Consider the following 14,572-nt stretch of genomic DNA (forward strand, 5'->3'; position numbering starts at 1 on the left):
ACCGACCGGTACGGAGGCGATTCAGTCGCCGACCCGGTAGTCGGCGAGCAGCGCACCGGTGGGCGTACGCTCCGCGCGTAGCAGTTCGAGCCGCCGACCCGCTGAGTTGTCGTCGAAGAGGCGCCTGCCCTTGGCGGCGATCGTCGGGGAGATGACGAGGCGGAGCTCGTCGGCCTCGCCGGTACGAAGCAGCGACTGAGCGAGGGTGAGGCTCCCGTGCACGCCGATGTCGGCGCCCGGTTGCTGCCGCAGCCGGGCGATCGATGACGCGAGCGGTGCGTCGAGCGCGGTTGCGTTGTGCCACTCTCCGTCCAGCTCCGACGACGTCACGACGTACTTCGAGACGGTGTTGATGAAGCTCGCGAATGGTTCCAGCTCGGAGTCGGGCCAGTCGCGCGACCATTCGTCGTACATCGTTCGGCCGAGCAGCACCGCATCCTGAGACTCGATCACTCGGCGAAGGTTCGCGAGCATCAGCTCGTCGAAGTCATGGATGAAGTCGCTCGGTGACTCTGCGACACCGTCCAGCGACAGAAGTGTGTAGACGACTACCTTGCGCATCGTGACATCTCCTCGGTGTGGTGCCGTCCTGTAGTCGGAGCCGGCCACCGAAACTCATCGGTCCGGCGCGGGCCAGATCCTGTCTGGCGCACCGCTGCGGGTCGTGATGTGATCAGTACGTGTCACAGCTCTATATCGGTGGCCAATGGGGCCACGCAGCAGACGGAAACACTCGGGAGATCCGCTGTCCGGCGGACGGTACGCACGTTCGTACCGTCCCGGAGGCGAGCGCCGGCGACGCGGAGAGGGCGATCGCGGCGGCCCGCGTGGCGTTCGACGACGGCGCCTGGGCGAACGGCTCCTCGCTCGAACGCGGCATGATCCTCAGCCGGGTCGCCGACATCCTCGCTCGCGACAAGGCGAAGGTCGCCGAGCTCGAGTCGCGCGACACGGGTAAGCGCCTCGTCGAGAGCGAGTACGACGTCGACGACATCGAGGGGGTGTTCCGCCACTACGCGGGTCTCGCCGGCGCGGAGGCCGGTCGGGTCGTCGACACCGGGCAACCGAACATCTCGAGTCGCGTCGTGCACGAACCGGTCGGCGTGTGCTCACTGATCACGCCGTGGAACTACCCGCTTCTGCAGACCGCTTGGAAGGTCGCGCCGGCACTGGCAGCCGGCAACACGTTTGTGCTGAAGCCGAGCGAGCTCACTCCCTCGACCGGCATCTGGCTGATGCGGGCCCTGACCGAGGCCGGCGTACCCGCGGGTGTCGCGAACCTCATCCTCGGGAGCGGTGCCGACGTCGGCCCGACGCTGACCAGCGATCCGCGGGTCGACCTGGTCTCGTTCACCGGCGGACTGATCACCGGCCGTTCGATCATGGCGTCTGCCGCTGCCACCGTGAAGAAGGTCGCGCTCGAGCTCGGTGGCAAGAACCCCAACGTCGTGTTCGCCGACGCCGACCAGGAGACCGCGCTCGACTACGCGCTCACCGCGGTGTTCCTGCATTCCGGGCAGGTGTGTTCTGCGGGTGCGCGGCTGATCGTCGAGGAGTCGATCCACGACGACTTCGTCGACGAGCTCGTCCGCCGCGCGCGCACCATCAGGCTCGGCGGACCGTTCGACGAGAGCGCCGAAACCGGGCCGCTGATCTCCGCGGCGCATCGCGACAAGGTGGAGGCGTACGTTGCCGCCGGCATCAAGGAAGGCGCCACGCTGCGCTGTGGCGGGGCGCGTCCCGACGACCCCGCACTCGCTGACGGCTATTACTACCTGCCCACCGTTCTCGACGGATGCACCGCCGATATGTCTATCACCCAGAACGAATCGTTCGGACCGATCCTCACCGTCGAGACGTTCCGCTCGGAGGAAGAAGCGGTCGCGATCGCCAACGACAGCATCTACGGCCTTGCCGGTGCGGTCTGGACGACCGATGCCGGTCGCGCGGAGCGGGTAGCGCGCGGGCTGCGCATGGGCACCGTCTGGATCAACGACTTCCACCCGTACGTACCGCAGGCCGAATGGGGCGGCTACAAGCAGTCCGGGTTCGGCCGCGAGCTCGGTCTCACCGGCCTCGAGGAATACCGCGAGACCAAGCACATCTGGCACAACATCGACCCGAAGCCGATCCGGTGGTTCTCCAACGGAGACGGCAATGTGACGACCGGAGGCGCCGGAGCATGAGCAAGTCGGATATGTACGACATCGTCATCGTCGGTGGAGGCTCGGCGGGCTCGGCGCTGGCGAATCGGCTGAGTGCGGACTCCGCGGTCAGCGTGCTCGTGCTGGAGGCGGGACGCAGCGACTTCAAGTTCGACCCGTTCATCCACATGCCGGCGGCGTTGCCGTACCCGATCGGCAATCGCCTGTATGACTGGAAGTACGAGTCGGAGCCCGAACCCCATATGGGCGGGCGTCGCGTCTACCACGCGCGCGGCAAGGTGCTCGGTGGTTCGAGCAGCATCAACGGGATGATCTTCCAGCGCGGCAACCCGATGGACTTCGAGCGTTGGGGAGCCGACCCGGGCATGGAGACCTGGGACTACGCCCACTGTCTGCCGTACTTCAAGCGGATGGAGACGTGTCTTGCCGGCGCCGATGTCTGGCGCGGCGGTAGCGGTCCGCTGGTCCTCGAGCGCGGGCCGGCGACGAACCCGTTGTTCGGGGCTTTCCTGGAGGCAACTGAGCAGGCCGGGTATCCGCGTACCGACGATGTCAACGGCTATCGGCAGGAGGGGTTCGCGGCGTTCGACCGCAACGTGCACCGCGGTCGCAGACTGAGTGCCGCGCGCGCGTACCTGCACCCGGTGATGGGCCGCGACAACCTCACCGTCGAAACGCTTGCACACGTGACCGGACTCCGCCTCGACGGCAACCGCGTTGTCGGCCTCGACTACGTACGCGGCGGCCGGATGAAGCGGTCGGTGACGGCGGGCGAGGTGATCCTGTGCGGTGGCGCCATCAACAGCCCGCAGCTACTGCAGCTCGCGGGCATCGGCCCGGCCGACCACCTGCGATCGGTCGGCATCGAGCCCGTCGTCGACCTACCTGGTGTCGGCGCCAACCTGCAGGACCATCTCGAGGTCTACATCCAGTACGAAAGCCTGCAGCCGGTGTCGATTGCGCCGTGGCTCAAACATCGGCACAAGCCGCGTATCGGTCTCGAGTGGTTGGCGCGCCGTGGTGTCGGAGCGAGCAACCACTTCGAGGCGGGCGGCTTCATCCGCAGCAACGACCGCGTCGACTACCCGAACCAGATGTTCCACTTCCTGCCGATCGCGATTCGTTATGACGGGTCTCAGCCGGCAGCCGAGCACGGCTACCAGGTGCATATCGGGCCGATGTACTCCGATGTACGCGGGAACGTACTGGTCAAGAGCGCCGATCCGTACGAGAAGCCGGCGTTGAGGTTCAACTACCTGTCGACAGAGAACGACCGGCGGGAGTGGATCGAGATGGTCCGCGAGGCACGACGGATCCTGAACCAACCGGCGATGGCGCCGTTCAACGGCGGCGAGATCTCGCCCGGCCCGGAGGTCGAGACCGACCAGGAGATCCTCGACTGGGTCGCGCGTGACGCGGAGACGGCACTGCATCCGTCGTGCACGACGAAGCTGGGTACCGATGACCAGAGCGTGCTCGACCCGCGCACCATGCGAGTGCACGGCGTCGAAGGCGTACGCGTAGTTGATGCATCGTCGATGCCCTACATCACCAACGGCAACATCTACGCGCCGACGATGATGCTCGCGGAGAAGGCCGCCGACCTGATCGCGGGGCACAAGCCGTTGGAGCCGCTCGACGCGCCGTACTACCGCTATCGTGATGAATCACCGCTCTACCCACCGGGGGATCCACGCAATGAGCTGCCGCCCAGCGGCAGAAGGGAGCCCCCGAGATGAGCGTGACCGAGCGCGCCGAGGTGAGCAAGGAGCCTCAGGAACCAGAGGTACGCCCGAACTGGCCGGTGCTGATCGGATCGTCGATCTGCATCATCGCCATCGCACTGTGGGCGATCATCGACCCGGACGCCGCGGCCGCGACGCTTGGCGACCTTCTGGCCTGGGTGACGGAGGGGTTCGGCTGGTTCTACATCCTGATCTCGACGACCTTCCTTGTGTTCGTCCTGTTCTTGGCCATGTCGCGGTACGGCAAGGTCAAGCTCGGCCCCGAGCACTCAACGCCGGACTTCGGGATGTTCTCGTGGGCGTCGATGCTGTTCGCCGCGGGCATCGGCACCGACATCATGTTCTTCGCCGTGTCGGAGCCCGTCACCCAGTACCTCGCGCCGCCGAGCGCCGAGCCGGAGTCGGTCGACGCCGCCCGCGAGGCGACGGTGTGGACGTTGTTCCACTACGGCATCACCGGCTGGGGGATGTACGCGCTGATGGGCATCGCCCTTGCGTACTTCGCGTTCCGGATGAACCTTCCGCTGGCGATCCGCTCGGCGGTCTACCCGATCTTCGGCAAGCGCATCTACGGGCCGCTCGGCGACGGCATCGACCTGGCAGCGGTCATCGCGACGATCTTCGGCATCGCGGTATCGCTGGGCATCGGCGTCGCGCAGATCAACTACGGGCTCGACGAGCTGTTCGGCATCGAGCAGGGCAAGGCCGCCCAGATCGGTTTGGTCGTGGTCGCCGTTGCGGCCGCATCGGCCTCGGCGGTGTCCGGCGTCGACAAGGGCATCAAGTTCCTGTCGCAGCTCAACGTGATCCTCGCACTGAGCCTCGCCTTCTTCATCGTCGTCACGGGGCGTACGCAGTATCTGCTGAACGCTCTGGTCGAGAACACCGGCGACTTCGTCAGCAAGTTCCCGGGAATGACGATGCAGACGTTCGCCCAGGACCCGCAGCCGGACTGGATGAGTCTGTGGACGCTGTTCTTCTGGGCCTGGTGGATCGCGTGGGCGTCGTTCGTCGGGATGTTCCTCGCGCGGATCTCCCGCGGACGTACGATCCGGCAGTTCGTCACCGGCACCATGATCATCCCGTTCACCTACATCCTGATGTGGGTGTCGGTGTACGGCAATGCCGCACTCGACCGAGTACGGGGCGGCGATGCGGACTTCGGAGAGGCGGCGGCAGCCAATCCCGCAAGCGGGCTCTGGGAGCTGTTGCGGGACTATCCGTGGTTCCCGTTCATCGCGAGCGTCGCGATCATCGTCGGTCTGTTGTTCTACGTGACGTCCGCGGACTCAGGCGCCTTGGTGATGGGCAACCTGACGACGTTCCGGCGTACGCCCCGCTCCGATGCCCAACCCTGGCTGCGGATCTTCTGGGCGTCGATCACGGGTCTGCTCACCATCGCGATGCTCGGCGTCGGCGACAACGGCATCATCGCGCTACAGAACGCGACCGTGGTGATGGGCCTGCCGTTCGCGTTCGTGATGGTGCTGCTGATGTTCGGGCTGTACAAGGCGCTGCGCGTTGAGGCCCATCGAGAGGACAGCCGCGCCGCGATCCTGCCCGCTCAGCTGTCCGGGCGCGTTCACCATGACGGAGCGGGCGGCTCGAAGGTCGGCCGCTTCTGGCAGGAGCGGTTGCGCCGGGCGATGACGTTCCCCGACCGCGACGAAGTGTCGACCTTCCTCGGCGACACGGCATTGCCCGCCATGCAGGAGGTACGCGAGGAGCTCGCGGAGCACGGAGTCGGTGCAGAGTGTCATGCGTCCGATGACGGCGAGCTGCCGGCGTACGTCGAGATCGAGGTGGAGCTCAGCGAGGACGACCAGTCGTTCCGCTATCGGCTGGTGCCGTTGCAGGCGGAGTTGCCGGCGTACCGAGCGGGCGGCGACGGCGAGCGTACGTACTCACGCGTCGAGGTGCACCTCGGCGAGGGCGGTCAAGGCTACGACGTGATGGGCTACAGCCATATGCAGCTGATCGACGACATGCTCGACCAGTACGAGCGGCACCTGGAGTTCCTCCGCCTCGGCCAGTCCTGACGTACGAAGAGTTCGGCGCGCAGTCGTTGATGTCGAGCGTCAACACCAACAACTGCGCACCGAACTCTGTACCGGCAGGCGGGACCTAGACGGCCGCGTCGAGCCCCTTCTGCTTCAGCAGCTCACGCTGGTTCGGGTTGACCGACGGCCGGAACGGCATCTCGACCACCTCGGCGCGTACGGGTTGGCCGGGCGTCTCGGCGTACTCGTCGGGCAGATGCACCCACAGCTCGGTGCCGAGCTCGGTCAGTGACATGGGTACGTGGCCCATGGCGATGTTCGTACCGAGCTCGGGCGAGAACCACGGCGAGGTGACGTAGCCGATCGGGTCGCCGCCCTCGATCGCGCTGATCAGCCAGAAGTCGGGCGCGTAGTCGTCGATCGGCTTACCGGCGAGCTTCATGCCGACCAGCTTGTGCGTGAACGGCGGGTCGCCGGCCTCGAGCCGGTCGCGCGCGGCCTCGAGTGCGGCCTTGCCGATGTAGTCGGCGGTCTTCTTGCGCGGCACCTGGTACGCGAGGTTGACCTGGAACGGCAGCGTCTCGAAGTCCATGTCCTGACCCCACGACAGGATGCCCGCGGCGATACGTCGGTGATGCGACGGCGCGACGACCTTCAAGTTGTGCCGCTCGCCCGCCTCCAGTACGGCGTTCCACATCTGCTCGGCGTACAGCGTCGAGTCGCGCAGGTAGATCTCGTACCCCTTCTCACCGGTGAAGCCGGTCTGCGAGATGATCACCTCGCATCCGCCGACGGCAGACGCAAGTAGCCCGTACGAAGGAATGTCACGTGCGGCGGGACCAACCAGGTCGACCATCAGATCTGCGGACTTCGGGCCCTGCACCTGCACTGGTGACACGTCGATCTCGGCGATGTCGACATCGAAACGCCTTCCCACGTTGACACCCTGCAACCACAGCATCAGGTCGGTGTCGGAGAGACTGAACCAGAACTCGTCCTCCGCGATCCGCAACAGGACGGGGTCGTTGAGGATTCCGCCCTCCTCGTTGCAGAGGATCACGTACCGGGCGCGCATCGGCGGGATCTTCGTTGCGTCGCGGGTGATGACGAAGTTGACGAACGCCTCGGCGTCGGGCCCCTTGACCTGGATCTGGCGTTCGACGGCGACGTTCCACAGCGTGACGTCGTTGACGAGCGACTCGTACTCCGCCATCATCCCGCCGTCTTCGCGAGGCACGTAGCCCCGCGGGTGGTACATGCGGTTGTACACCGACGCGCGCCAGCAGCCGGCTTGCATCGACAGCTCCCAGTACGGCGACTTTCGTACGCGGGTGTCGATCAGAGTCTCGACCGGCGTCGGTCCCGACTGCCGGAGGTTGATGGGTACGCGCCGGTCGCTCTGGTCGACCGAGGGGACGTTGTAGTTCATGGGGCTTCTCCCGACGCTGTGGGGTTCTCACCGGACCACGGCGTCCGGTGAGCCGATGTGTACTTCGCGGAAACCGGTTCCGTACGAATCATGCCCGGATGTTCTAGATTATGGAACTAGATTCCCATAATGTGAGTGTAGAGTTGAGAAGGTAGCGGGATCAAGGGTCCCCGCCGGATGAGTCCGACCGGTACGGCAGAGAAGAGATCGGCCATGCGGAACAGATCTGAGTCGGCGTTCGTCCGCCGGTTGCTGGAGTCGGCGCGGTACGAAGTGCTGCCGACCCGGTCCATCTCCGAGCAGGTCGTCGAACATGTGCCGCTCGGGCGTACGCTCACGGTCACCGCATCGGTCAGCCTGGGGCTGTCTGCAACCCTCGAGGTCTCAGAAACCCTGCAGGGAATGGGATATCGGGCAGTCCCGCACCTCGCGGCCCGGATGGTCAGCGGCCGTGCGGAGCTCGCGGAGATCGTCGATCGACTGGTGGCCGCGGGCATCGACAGCGTGTTCGTCCCTGCCGGCGACGCAAACCCCGCGGTCGGCACGTACGCATCATCGCTCGACCTGCTCCGTGATCTGTCGACCATGGCGGCGCCGTTCCGGCAGGTGGGCATCGCCGGCTACCCCGAGTCGCATCCGACCATTCACGACGACGTCACCATTCAGGCCATGTGGGACAAACGCGACTACGCGACCCACGTCGTGAGCAACCTGTGCTTCGACCCGAACGTGTTGACCTCATGGGTGCACCGCATCCGCGCCCGCGGCAACACGATGCCCCTGCTGATCGGGATGCCCGGTCGGGTGGAACGCGCGAAGCTGCTCGCGATGGCGGGCAAGATCGGTGTGGGGGAGTCGACGCGGTTTCTCGCCAAGAACAAGTCGACGTTCGCGCGTATCGCCACACCGGGCGGTTACAACCCGCAGCGGTTCATCGAACGTATCGTGCCGCTGATCGCGCAACCAGCTGCGAACGTCGAGGGCCTGCACATCTTCACGTTCAACCAGATCGCCGCGACCGAGCAGTGGCGGCGGCAGTGGGTCGATCGGCTGGGCCCGGCCGTCGTTGCGAGCTGACGGTCAGTGCGGGACGTTCTTGCGCAGCCGGCGGCTGAGCACCTTCGAGAGCATCTCGGCCTCGGTGACGAGCAGTTCGCCGTACCGACGGTGCTCGTCTGCCAGTCGCAGCGACGGCCCGGAGATGCCGAGCGCAGCATGGACGGCTCCGTCGGGTCCGTGCACCGGGGCGGCAACCGCGTCGAGGCCCTCCTCGAACTCGCCGTGGGTGACCGCGTAGCCGAGCTCGCGTACGTCGCGCAGCTCGCGTTCGAGCTTCGCCCGCGAGGTCAGCGTCGCGGGCGTACGCCGCTGCAACGGCCCCCGCGGCATCGGGAGGGCGTCGTATGCGTACATCACCTTGCCGAGAGCCGACGTATGCGGCGGCACCTCGACATCGACCCAGTTCGTCGCGCCGAGCACGAAGGTCGAGTCGACCTGGGCGACGTGCACGACGGTGTCGCCGCTGGGTACGCCCAGGTTGACGGTCTCACCGGTCTCCTCGCCCACGCGCTCGAGCGAGGGCTCGGCGGCGGCCGCGAGTGACTCGACCCGGTCGAACCTCGCTGCGTACTGCGCGAACAGCGCGCCGCCCCGGAACCGGCCGTCCTTGTCGCGTTCGAGCAGGCCGTTGCGTTCGAGCGCCTGCAGGAGCCGGGACACGGTCGATCGGGCGAGATCGGTCATCTCGACGACCTGGGTGTACGTGACCGGCTCCTCCGACCGAACGACGAGCGACAGTACTTCTGCCGCGCGGTCGATCGACTGGGTGCCGTTACTCATGGATTCCTTTGCGTACCTCAGTGCGGGCATGGTGAAGCACCGAGACGGATCGGGATTGACGTGGCCAATGCTACGCGCGCCGGTGCGGAGGTGCCTCCGGGCCCATGTGCGGGCGGAGAGTCGGCAACTGTTGAGCATCCTGCATTAGAGTTTCGGCATGAGCAACAGCAACGAAGGGGTCGCCGCGACTCGGCCCAGCGCTGTCCAGTCGGTCGACCGGGCGATCAGCGTACTCGAGGTCCTCGCGCACGCCGGTCAAGCGGGCGTGACCGAGATCGCCGCCGAGCTGGGCGTACACAAGTCGACCGCGTTCCGGCTCGTGGCGTCGCTGGAGGCTCGCGAGCTGGTCGAGCAGGACTCCGAACGCGGCAAGTACCGCCTCGGCCTCGGCATCCTGCGCCTTGCGGGGGCGACCACCGCGCGCCTCGACGTCGTCCAGGAGGCGCGGCCCAAGGCGCGTACGCTCGCCGTCGAGACCGGTGAGACGGTCAACATCGCAGTGCTCAGCGACGGTGCCGCGCTCTATCTCGACCAGGTCGCCGGTTCGTCGGCGGTGCAGTCACACAACTGGGCCGGCCAGCGCATCCCGCTACATGCGACCTCGAACGGCAAGACCCTGCTGTCCGGCCTCACCGACGAGCAGATCCGTCGCGAGACGGGTCGACGGCTGTCCGCGTACACACCCAAGACCGTGACGGATCACGCAACGCTGCTCGCCGAGGTCGCGGAGGTACGTACTGCTGGGTACTCCGTGGTGTCCGATGAGCTGGAGATAGGGCTCACCGCGGTCGCGGCGCCGCTTCGCAACGCGCACGGCGATGTCGTCGCGTCGCTGTCGGTGTCCGGCCCGACGTTCCGATTCGACGCCGACAACGTCGAGTCAGCGCGCAAACATGTCGTCGCCGCCGCCGAGGAGATCTCGGCCAGGCTCGGCTGGAGCTCGTCTGCCGGTAGTGCTTGACAGGGGAATCTCCCGAGGGTGACGATTTGAGGAGAGTGTTTCGCATCACGCTTTGTGTTGCGTGATACGAAACTCGCCATCACCCGTAGGGAGGTCGCACCATGGCCACCGTTCCAGCATCGGCAAGGGTCGTCGTGATCGGCGCCGGCATCGTCGGAAACAGCCTCGTACATCACCTCGCGCGACTCGGCTGGCGCGATATCGTGCAGATCGACAAGGGCCCACTTCCCAACCCGGGCGGCTCGACGGGGCACGCGTCGAACTTCATCTTCCCGGTCGACCACTCCCGCGAGATCACCGATCTGACGCTCGACAGCATGCGTCAGTACAAGGACCTCGGGGTGTTCACCGAGTCCGGCGGGTACGAGGTCGCTCGTACCGAGGAGCGCATGCAGGAGCTGCGCCGCCGCATGTCATCGGCCAAGGCCTGGGGGATTCCGTCCGAGCTCGTCTCGGCGGCAGACGTCGTCGAGCAGGTGCCTTACCTCGATCCGTCGGTCATCGTCGGGGCGTTCTGGACGCCCAGCGTCGGTGTCGTGGACTCCGTACGCGCCGGCACGCTGATGCGCGAGAAGGCACAGGAGGTCGGCGCTCTGCAGGTCGTCTCGACTGTCGAGGTGACCGACATCGACACCGAGGCGGGTGCGGTCACGCGTGTTCGTACGACCGGCGGAGACATCGAAACGTCAACAGTGGTTGTCGCCTGCGGGGTGTGGAGCCCCAAGATCGCAGCGATGGCCGGCGCGTCGATCCCGTTGACGCCGGCGGTGCACCAGATGATCAGCGTCGGTCCGGTGCCACAGCTCGCCGATCGGCCGGGCGAGATCTCGTACCCGATCGTGCGCGATATGGACACCTTCTGTTACGAGCGTCAACACGGGAGCGATCTGGAGGTCGGTTCGTACGCCCACCGGCCGATCCTGCACGACGCCGAGACGATCCCGTCGATCGAGCAGGCGAAGCTGTCGCCGACCGAGCTGCCGTTCACGGCCGAGGACTTCGACCCGCAGCTCGAGCAGGCGCTCGAGCTGATGCCAGACGTACTCGGCAACCCGGAAGTCGAGATCCGCTACGCAATCAACGGCCTGCTGTCGTTGACACCTGACGGTGCGCCGATCCTCGGCGAGAGCCCTGAGGTCGGCGGGCTGTGGTCCGCCGCGGCAGTGTGGGTGAAGGAGGGTCCCGGCGTGGGTCGGCTGCTTGCGGAGTGGATGACCGACGGCAACCCCGAGTACGACGCGCACGGCACCGACATCGCCCGCTTCTATCCGCATCAGCGCACTCGCGAGCATGTGAAGGCACGTGCGGGCGAGGGCTTCAACAAGACGTACGGCATCGTGCATCCGTCCGAGCAGTGGGAGAGCGACCGCAACGTGCGCCTGGCGCCGATGCATCGCAGTGAGCGCGAGCTAGGAGCGGTGTTCTTCGAGGCGGTGGGCTGGGAGCGCCCGCACTGGTACGAGTCGAACGCCGGCCTCCTCGCCGAGTACGGCGACGCGGTGATGCCGCGCGAGGCGGAGTGGGACTCCCGCTGGTGGTCTCCCATCATCAACGCCGAGCATCTCGCAATGCGCGAACGCGCAGGTATGGTTGACCTCTCGGCATTCGCGATCTTCGATGTGGTCGGGCCCGGAGCGCTCGCCTCGGTGCAGCGGATCGCGCTCGCGCAGATGGATGTCGTGCCCGGCCGGGTCGTCTACACACCGGTACTCGACGAGCGCGGTGGCATCCGCTCCGACCTCACGATCATGCGCCTCGGCGACGACCACTTCCGCGTCGTCACCGGCGGCGCTCCAGGGATGGTCGATCTCAAGTGGTTCCGTGACCACGCTGCTGACGACGCTCAGGTCGTCGACCACACGTCCACGTACACGACCATCGGGCTCTGGGGTCCGCGCGCTCGTGACGTGCTCGGCGAGGTCACTGACGCCGATATCAGCCATGAGGGCTTCAAGTTCGGGCGCTGTCAGAGCATCGAGGTCGGCTCGATGTCGGTGCTCGCGTCGCGCATCTCCTACGTCGGAGAGCTCGGCTGGGAGCTCTACGTACCCATCGAGTCCGGTGCGAAGCTGTGGGACGTCGTGCATTCGGCGGGGCAGCCACACGGCCTCGTCCCGGTCGGCATCGGGGTCTACACCGCCACCGGCCGGATGGAGAAGGGCTACCGCGCGCACGGCGCGGAGCTCGACACCGAACGCAACCTCGCCGAGGCCGGCATGCTGCGGCCCAAGGTGAAGGACGCCGATTTCATCGGCCGGGAGGCGTACGTCAAGCAGCGTTCGGAGGAGCCGGTCTCGGTGCTGTGCTCGTTGACCGTCGACGACCACACGTCAGCTGACGGTACGAAGCGCTACATGCTCGGTGGCGAGCCGGTTGTCGACCCCGATGGCGAGGCGCTCGTCGACGGTCACGGACACCGCGCGTACGTCACCTCGGCGGCATCAGCCCCGTCGCTCGGCAAGCACCTCCTGATGGCGTATTTGCCGCCCGACCGCGCCGTCGTCGGCGAACGACTCGCGGTCGAGTACCTCGGCGAGCGCTATCCGGTGACGGTCGCGGCCAACGACGCGACGCCGTTGTTCGACCCCGACAACGAACGGATCCGCCGATGAATCCGATGTCTCAACGGGCGCTGAGGAGGTAGCCATGGTCGACATCCTGGTATGTGTCAAACGCGTACCCGACACGGCCGGCTCGGTGAAGTTGACCGCCGATGAGCAGTCGGTCGACGCGAGCCAGCTCGGTCACACCGTCAGTTCGCACGAGGAGTGTGCGATCGAGCTCGCGGTGCAGACGGCACAGGCGACCGGCGGTTCGGCGACTGTGCTGACCCTCGGCTCCGCGGATGCGGTCGAGCAGCTACGCGACGCGCTTGCGCTCGGATGCAGCGATGCGATCCACATCGAATGCGACAGCGTGACGTACGGCCCGGCCGATGTCGCTGCTGCAATTGCCGACACGATCGCCGCACGCGAGACTGAAGGCACGTCGTACGACCTCGTGCTACTCGGCAACGATGCTGCTGACACAGGCGACTTCCAGGTCGGCGTACGACTTGCGTACGCGCTCGAACGCCCTGTGCTCACTGGGATCTCGACGTTCGAGGCCACCGACGGATCGGTCATCGCGCGCGGAGCAGGCCCGTCGGGCACCGAGGTCTTCGAGCTCTCCGGGCCTGCCGTCGTCGCCGTGCAGGAGGGCGGCGTCGAGCCGCGATACCCGTCGATTCCTGGCCGGATGAAGGCGAAGCGGGCACCGATCACGACGGTGACACCCGAACGCGAGCCGATCGGCAACGGTCGCGTACGCCTCAAACTGCCGCCCGAACAACCGAGTGCGGTCGAGATTCTCGGCGAGGGTCCGGAGGCTGCGCCCGCGCTCGTGGACGTGCTCACAGAGATCGGAGTGGTCTCACGATGATTCTGGTACTGGTCGAGACAGACGCCGACGGTGTCACCCTGACGTCACGCGAGGCGTTGACCTTCGCGCGGGAAGTGGGCGTACGCACCGGCGACACCGACCTCGAGGCCGTGATCGTGGGACCGCTCGACGCCGATCGCGACGGAGTGGTGAGCGAGCTCGGTCTGCAGGGCGTACGACAGGCGCACCTCGCCGAGTCGGAGCGACTCGATGCGTACGCCGCGGCCGCCTGGGCAGCCGCGGTCACCGAGGTCGCGCCGTCGTCGGGAGTCGTGCTCGCATCCGGTACGCCGCGCGGTAACGAGATCATGGCGCACGTCGCCGTACGCCTCGGGGCAGTGATGGCGGCCAACGCGGTGTCGGTCGACGGAGCCGACCCGTTGGTCGTGTCACGGCAGGTACTCGGCGGCGCGGCCCTGGAGGAGATGCGGCTCGAGAGCGACGTAGCCGTCGTGTCGGTCGCCGGTCACGCGGTCGAGCCGTCAGCGGCGCCGACGCCCACCGAGCCCGCGGTCTCGACGTACGCCCCCGAGGTGGCCGACAGCGATCTGCTCGGTCGCGTTGTACGTACGGAGGAGGCCGAGGGCGACGACACGTCGGCTCTGACCGGTGCTCGGGTAGTGGTCGGAGCAGGCCGCGGCGCGGGTTCTGCCGACGGGTTCGGCGATCTGCTCGAACTCGTCGACCTGCTCGACGGTGCCCTCGGCGTCTCCCGCGTCGTCACCAGCCTCGGTTGGCGACCGCACCATGAGCAGGTCGGGCAGACCGGCAGCCGGATCGCGCCGGATGTCTACATCGCCTGCGGCATCAGCGGTGCGATCCAGCACTGGGCGGGCGTACAGAGTGCGAAGACGATCGTCGCGATCAACACCGATGAGGACGCGCCGATGGTCACCCGGGCCGACTACGCGATCGTCGGCGATCTGCACGAGATCGTGCCCGCGATCAATGCGGAGATCCGGCGGCGTACCGCCTGAGCATAGTCGATAACGACTCCGTTCCATTCGGATCCG

At 66.7% G+C, this 14,572-nt stretch carries 11 protein-coding genes; 8 read left to right on the forward strand and 3 right to left on the reverse strand.

What is annotated here, in order from left to right; genetic code table 11:
• Positions 1-21 precede the first annotated feature (21 nt).
• Positions 22-561: a dihydrofolate reductase family protein gene (locus tag MU582_05225; GenBank protein ID UPK76043.1), complete on the reverse strand. Its 540-nt coding sequence runs from the start codon at positions 559-561 to the stop codon at positions 22-24.
• A 119-nt stretch (positions 562-680) separates the two neighbouring features.
• On the opposite strand from MU582_05225, the gene MU582_05230 reads away from it, so the two are divergent.
• Genes MU582_05230 through betT form a run of 3 tightly spaced genes read left to right on the forward strand, consistent with a single transcriptional unit; the run spans position 681 to position 5,949 of the window.
• The gene (locus tag MU582_05230) at positions 681-2,186 is read left to right on the forward strand and encodes an aldehyde dehydrogenase family protein (GenBank protein ID UPK76044.1); all 1,506 of its coding nucleotides are present in this window, start codon (positions 681-683) and stop codon (positions 2,184-2,186) included.
• Complete coding sequence (gene betA / locus MU582_05235; GenBank protein UPK76045.1) at positions 2,183-3,904, forward strand: choline dehydrogenase; 1,722 nt, start codon at positions 2,183-2,185, stop codon at positions 3,902-3,904. The genes MU582_05230 and betA overlap by 4 nt, the downstream gene beginning before the upstream one ends.
• Positions 3,901-5,949 carry a choline BCCT transporter BetT gene (betT, locus tag MU582_05240; protein ID UPK76046.1) on the forward strand — a complete coding sequence of 683 codons (2,049 nt, stop codon included), beginning with the start codon at positions 3,901-3,903 and terminating at the stop codon, positions 5,947-5,949. Before betA ends, betT begins: the two co-directional genes overlap by 4 nt.
• An 85-nt stretch (positions 5,950-6,034) precedes the next feature.
• Here betT and MU582_05245 read toward each other — a convergent pair whose 3' ends face one another.
• Complete coding sequence (locus MU582_05245) at positions 6,035-7,339, reverse strand: hypothetical protein (GenBank protein ID UPK76047.1); 1,305 nt, start codon at positions 7,337-7,339, stop codon at positions 6,035-6,037.
• Positions 7,340-7,552: 213 nt separating this feature from the next.
• On the opposite strand from MU582_05245, the gene MU582_05250 reads away from it, so the two are divergent.
• Positions 7,553-8,416 carry a methylenetetrahydrofolate reductase gene (locus tag MU582_05250; protein UPK76048.1) on the forward strand — a complete coding sequence of 288 codons (864 nt, stop codon included), beginning with the start codon at positions 7,553-7,555 and terminating at the stop codon, positions 8,414-8,416.
• Positions 8,417-8,419: 3 nt separating this feature from the next.
• On the opposite strand, the gene MU582_05255 is transcribed toward MU582_05250, so the two are convergent.
• A complete protein-coding gene (locus MU582_05255) occupies positions 8,420-9,178 on the reverse strand; it encodes an IclR family transcriptional regulator (protein ID UPK76049.1) in 759 nt (252 codons plus the stop codon).
• A gap of 157 nt (positions 9,179-9,335) precedes the next feature.
• Between MU582_05255 and MU582_05260 the strand changes: the two genes are divergently transcribed.
• From MU582_05260 to MU582_05275, 4 genes are all read left to right on the forward strand, one after another.
• Positions 9,336-10,139, forward strand: coding sequence for an IclR family transcriptional regulator (locus tag MU582_05260; protein ID UPK76050.1), 804 nt, complete (start codon positions 9,336-9,338; stop codon positions 10,137-10,139).
• Positions 10,140-10,240: 101 nt separating this feature from the next.
• A complete protein-coding gene (locus MU582_05265; protein UPK76051.1) occupies positions 10,241-12,751 on the forward strand; it encodes an FAD-dependent oxidoreductase in 2,511 nt (836 codons plus the stop codon).
• A gap of 34 nt (positions 12,752-12,785) precedes the next feature.
• On the forward strand, positions 12,786-13,559 hold the full coding sequence (locus tag MU582_05270) for a hypothetical protein (protein ID UPK76052.1): 774 nt from the start codon (positions 12,786-12,788) through the stop codon (positions 13,557-13,559).
• Entirely contained in the window at positions 13,556-14,536 is a 981-nt protein-coding gene (locus MU582_05275; protein UPK76053.1) for an electron transfer flavoprotein subunit alpha/FixB family protein, read from the forward strand. Before MU582_05270 ends, MU582_05275 begins: the two co-directional genes overlap by 4 nt.
• Positions 14,537-14,572: the final 36 nt, after the last annotated feature.

The organism is Nocardioidaceae bacterium SCSIO 66511, from assembly GCA_023100825.1.
In the GTDB taxonomy this organism is placed as follows: domain Bacteria; phylum Actinomycetota; class Actinomycetes; order Propionibacteriales; family Nocardioidaceae; genus Solicola.

Bases quoted from the DNA above. Each gene is read 5' to 3' on its own strand.
- MU582_05265 (UPK76051.1), top strand. From the start codon at position 10,241: ATGGCCACCGTTCCAGCATCGGCAAGGGTCGTCGTGATCGGCGCCGGC.
- MU582_05255 (UPK76049.1), bottom strand. From the start codon at position 9,178: ATGAGTAACGGCACCCAGTCGATCGACCGCGCGGCAGAAGTACTGTCG.
- MU582_05250 (UPK76048.1), top strand. From the start codon at position 7,553: ATGCGGAACAGATCTGAGTCGGCGTTCGTCCGCCGGTTGCTGGAGTCG.
- betT (UPK76046.1), top strand. From the start codon at position 3,901: ATGAGCGTGACCGAGCGCGCCGAGGTGAGCAAGGAGCCTCAGGAACCA.
- MU582_05225 (UPK76043.1), bottom strand. From the start codon at position 561: ATGCGCAAGGTAGTCGTCTACACACTTCTGTCGCTGGACGGTGTCGCA.
- betA (UPK76045.1), top strand. From the start codon at position 2,183: ATGAGCAAGTCGGATATGTACGACATCGTCATCGTCGGTGGAGGCTCG.
- MU582_05275 (UPK76053.1), top strand. From the start codon at position 13,556: ATGATTCTGGTACTGGTCGAGACAGACGCCGACGGTGTCACCCTGACG.
- MU582_05245 (UPK76047.1), bottom strand. From the start codon at position 7,339: ATGAACTACAACGTCCCCTCGGTCGACCAGAGCGACCGGCGCGTACCC.
- MU582_05260 (UPK76050.1), top strand. From the start codon at position 9,336: ATGAGCAACAGCAACGAAGGGGTCGCCGCGACTCGGCCCAGCGCTGTC.
- MU582_05270 (UPK76052.1), top strand. From the start codon at position 12,786: ATGGTCGACATCCTGGTATGTGTCAAACGCGTACCCGACACGGCCGGC.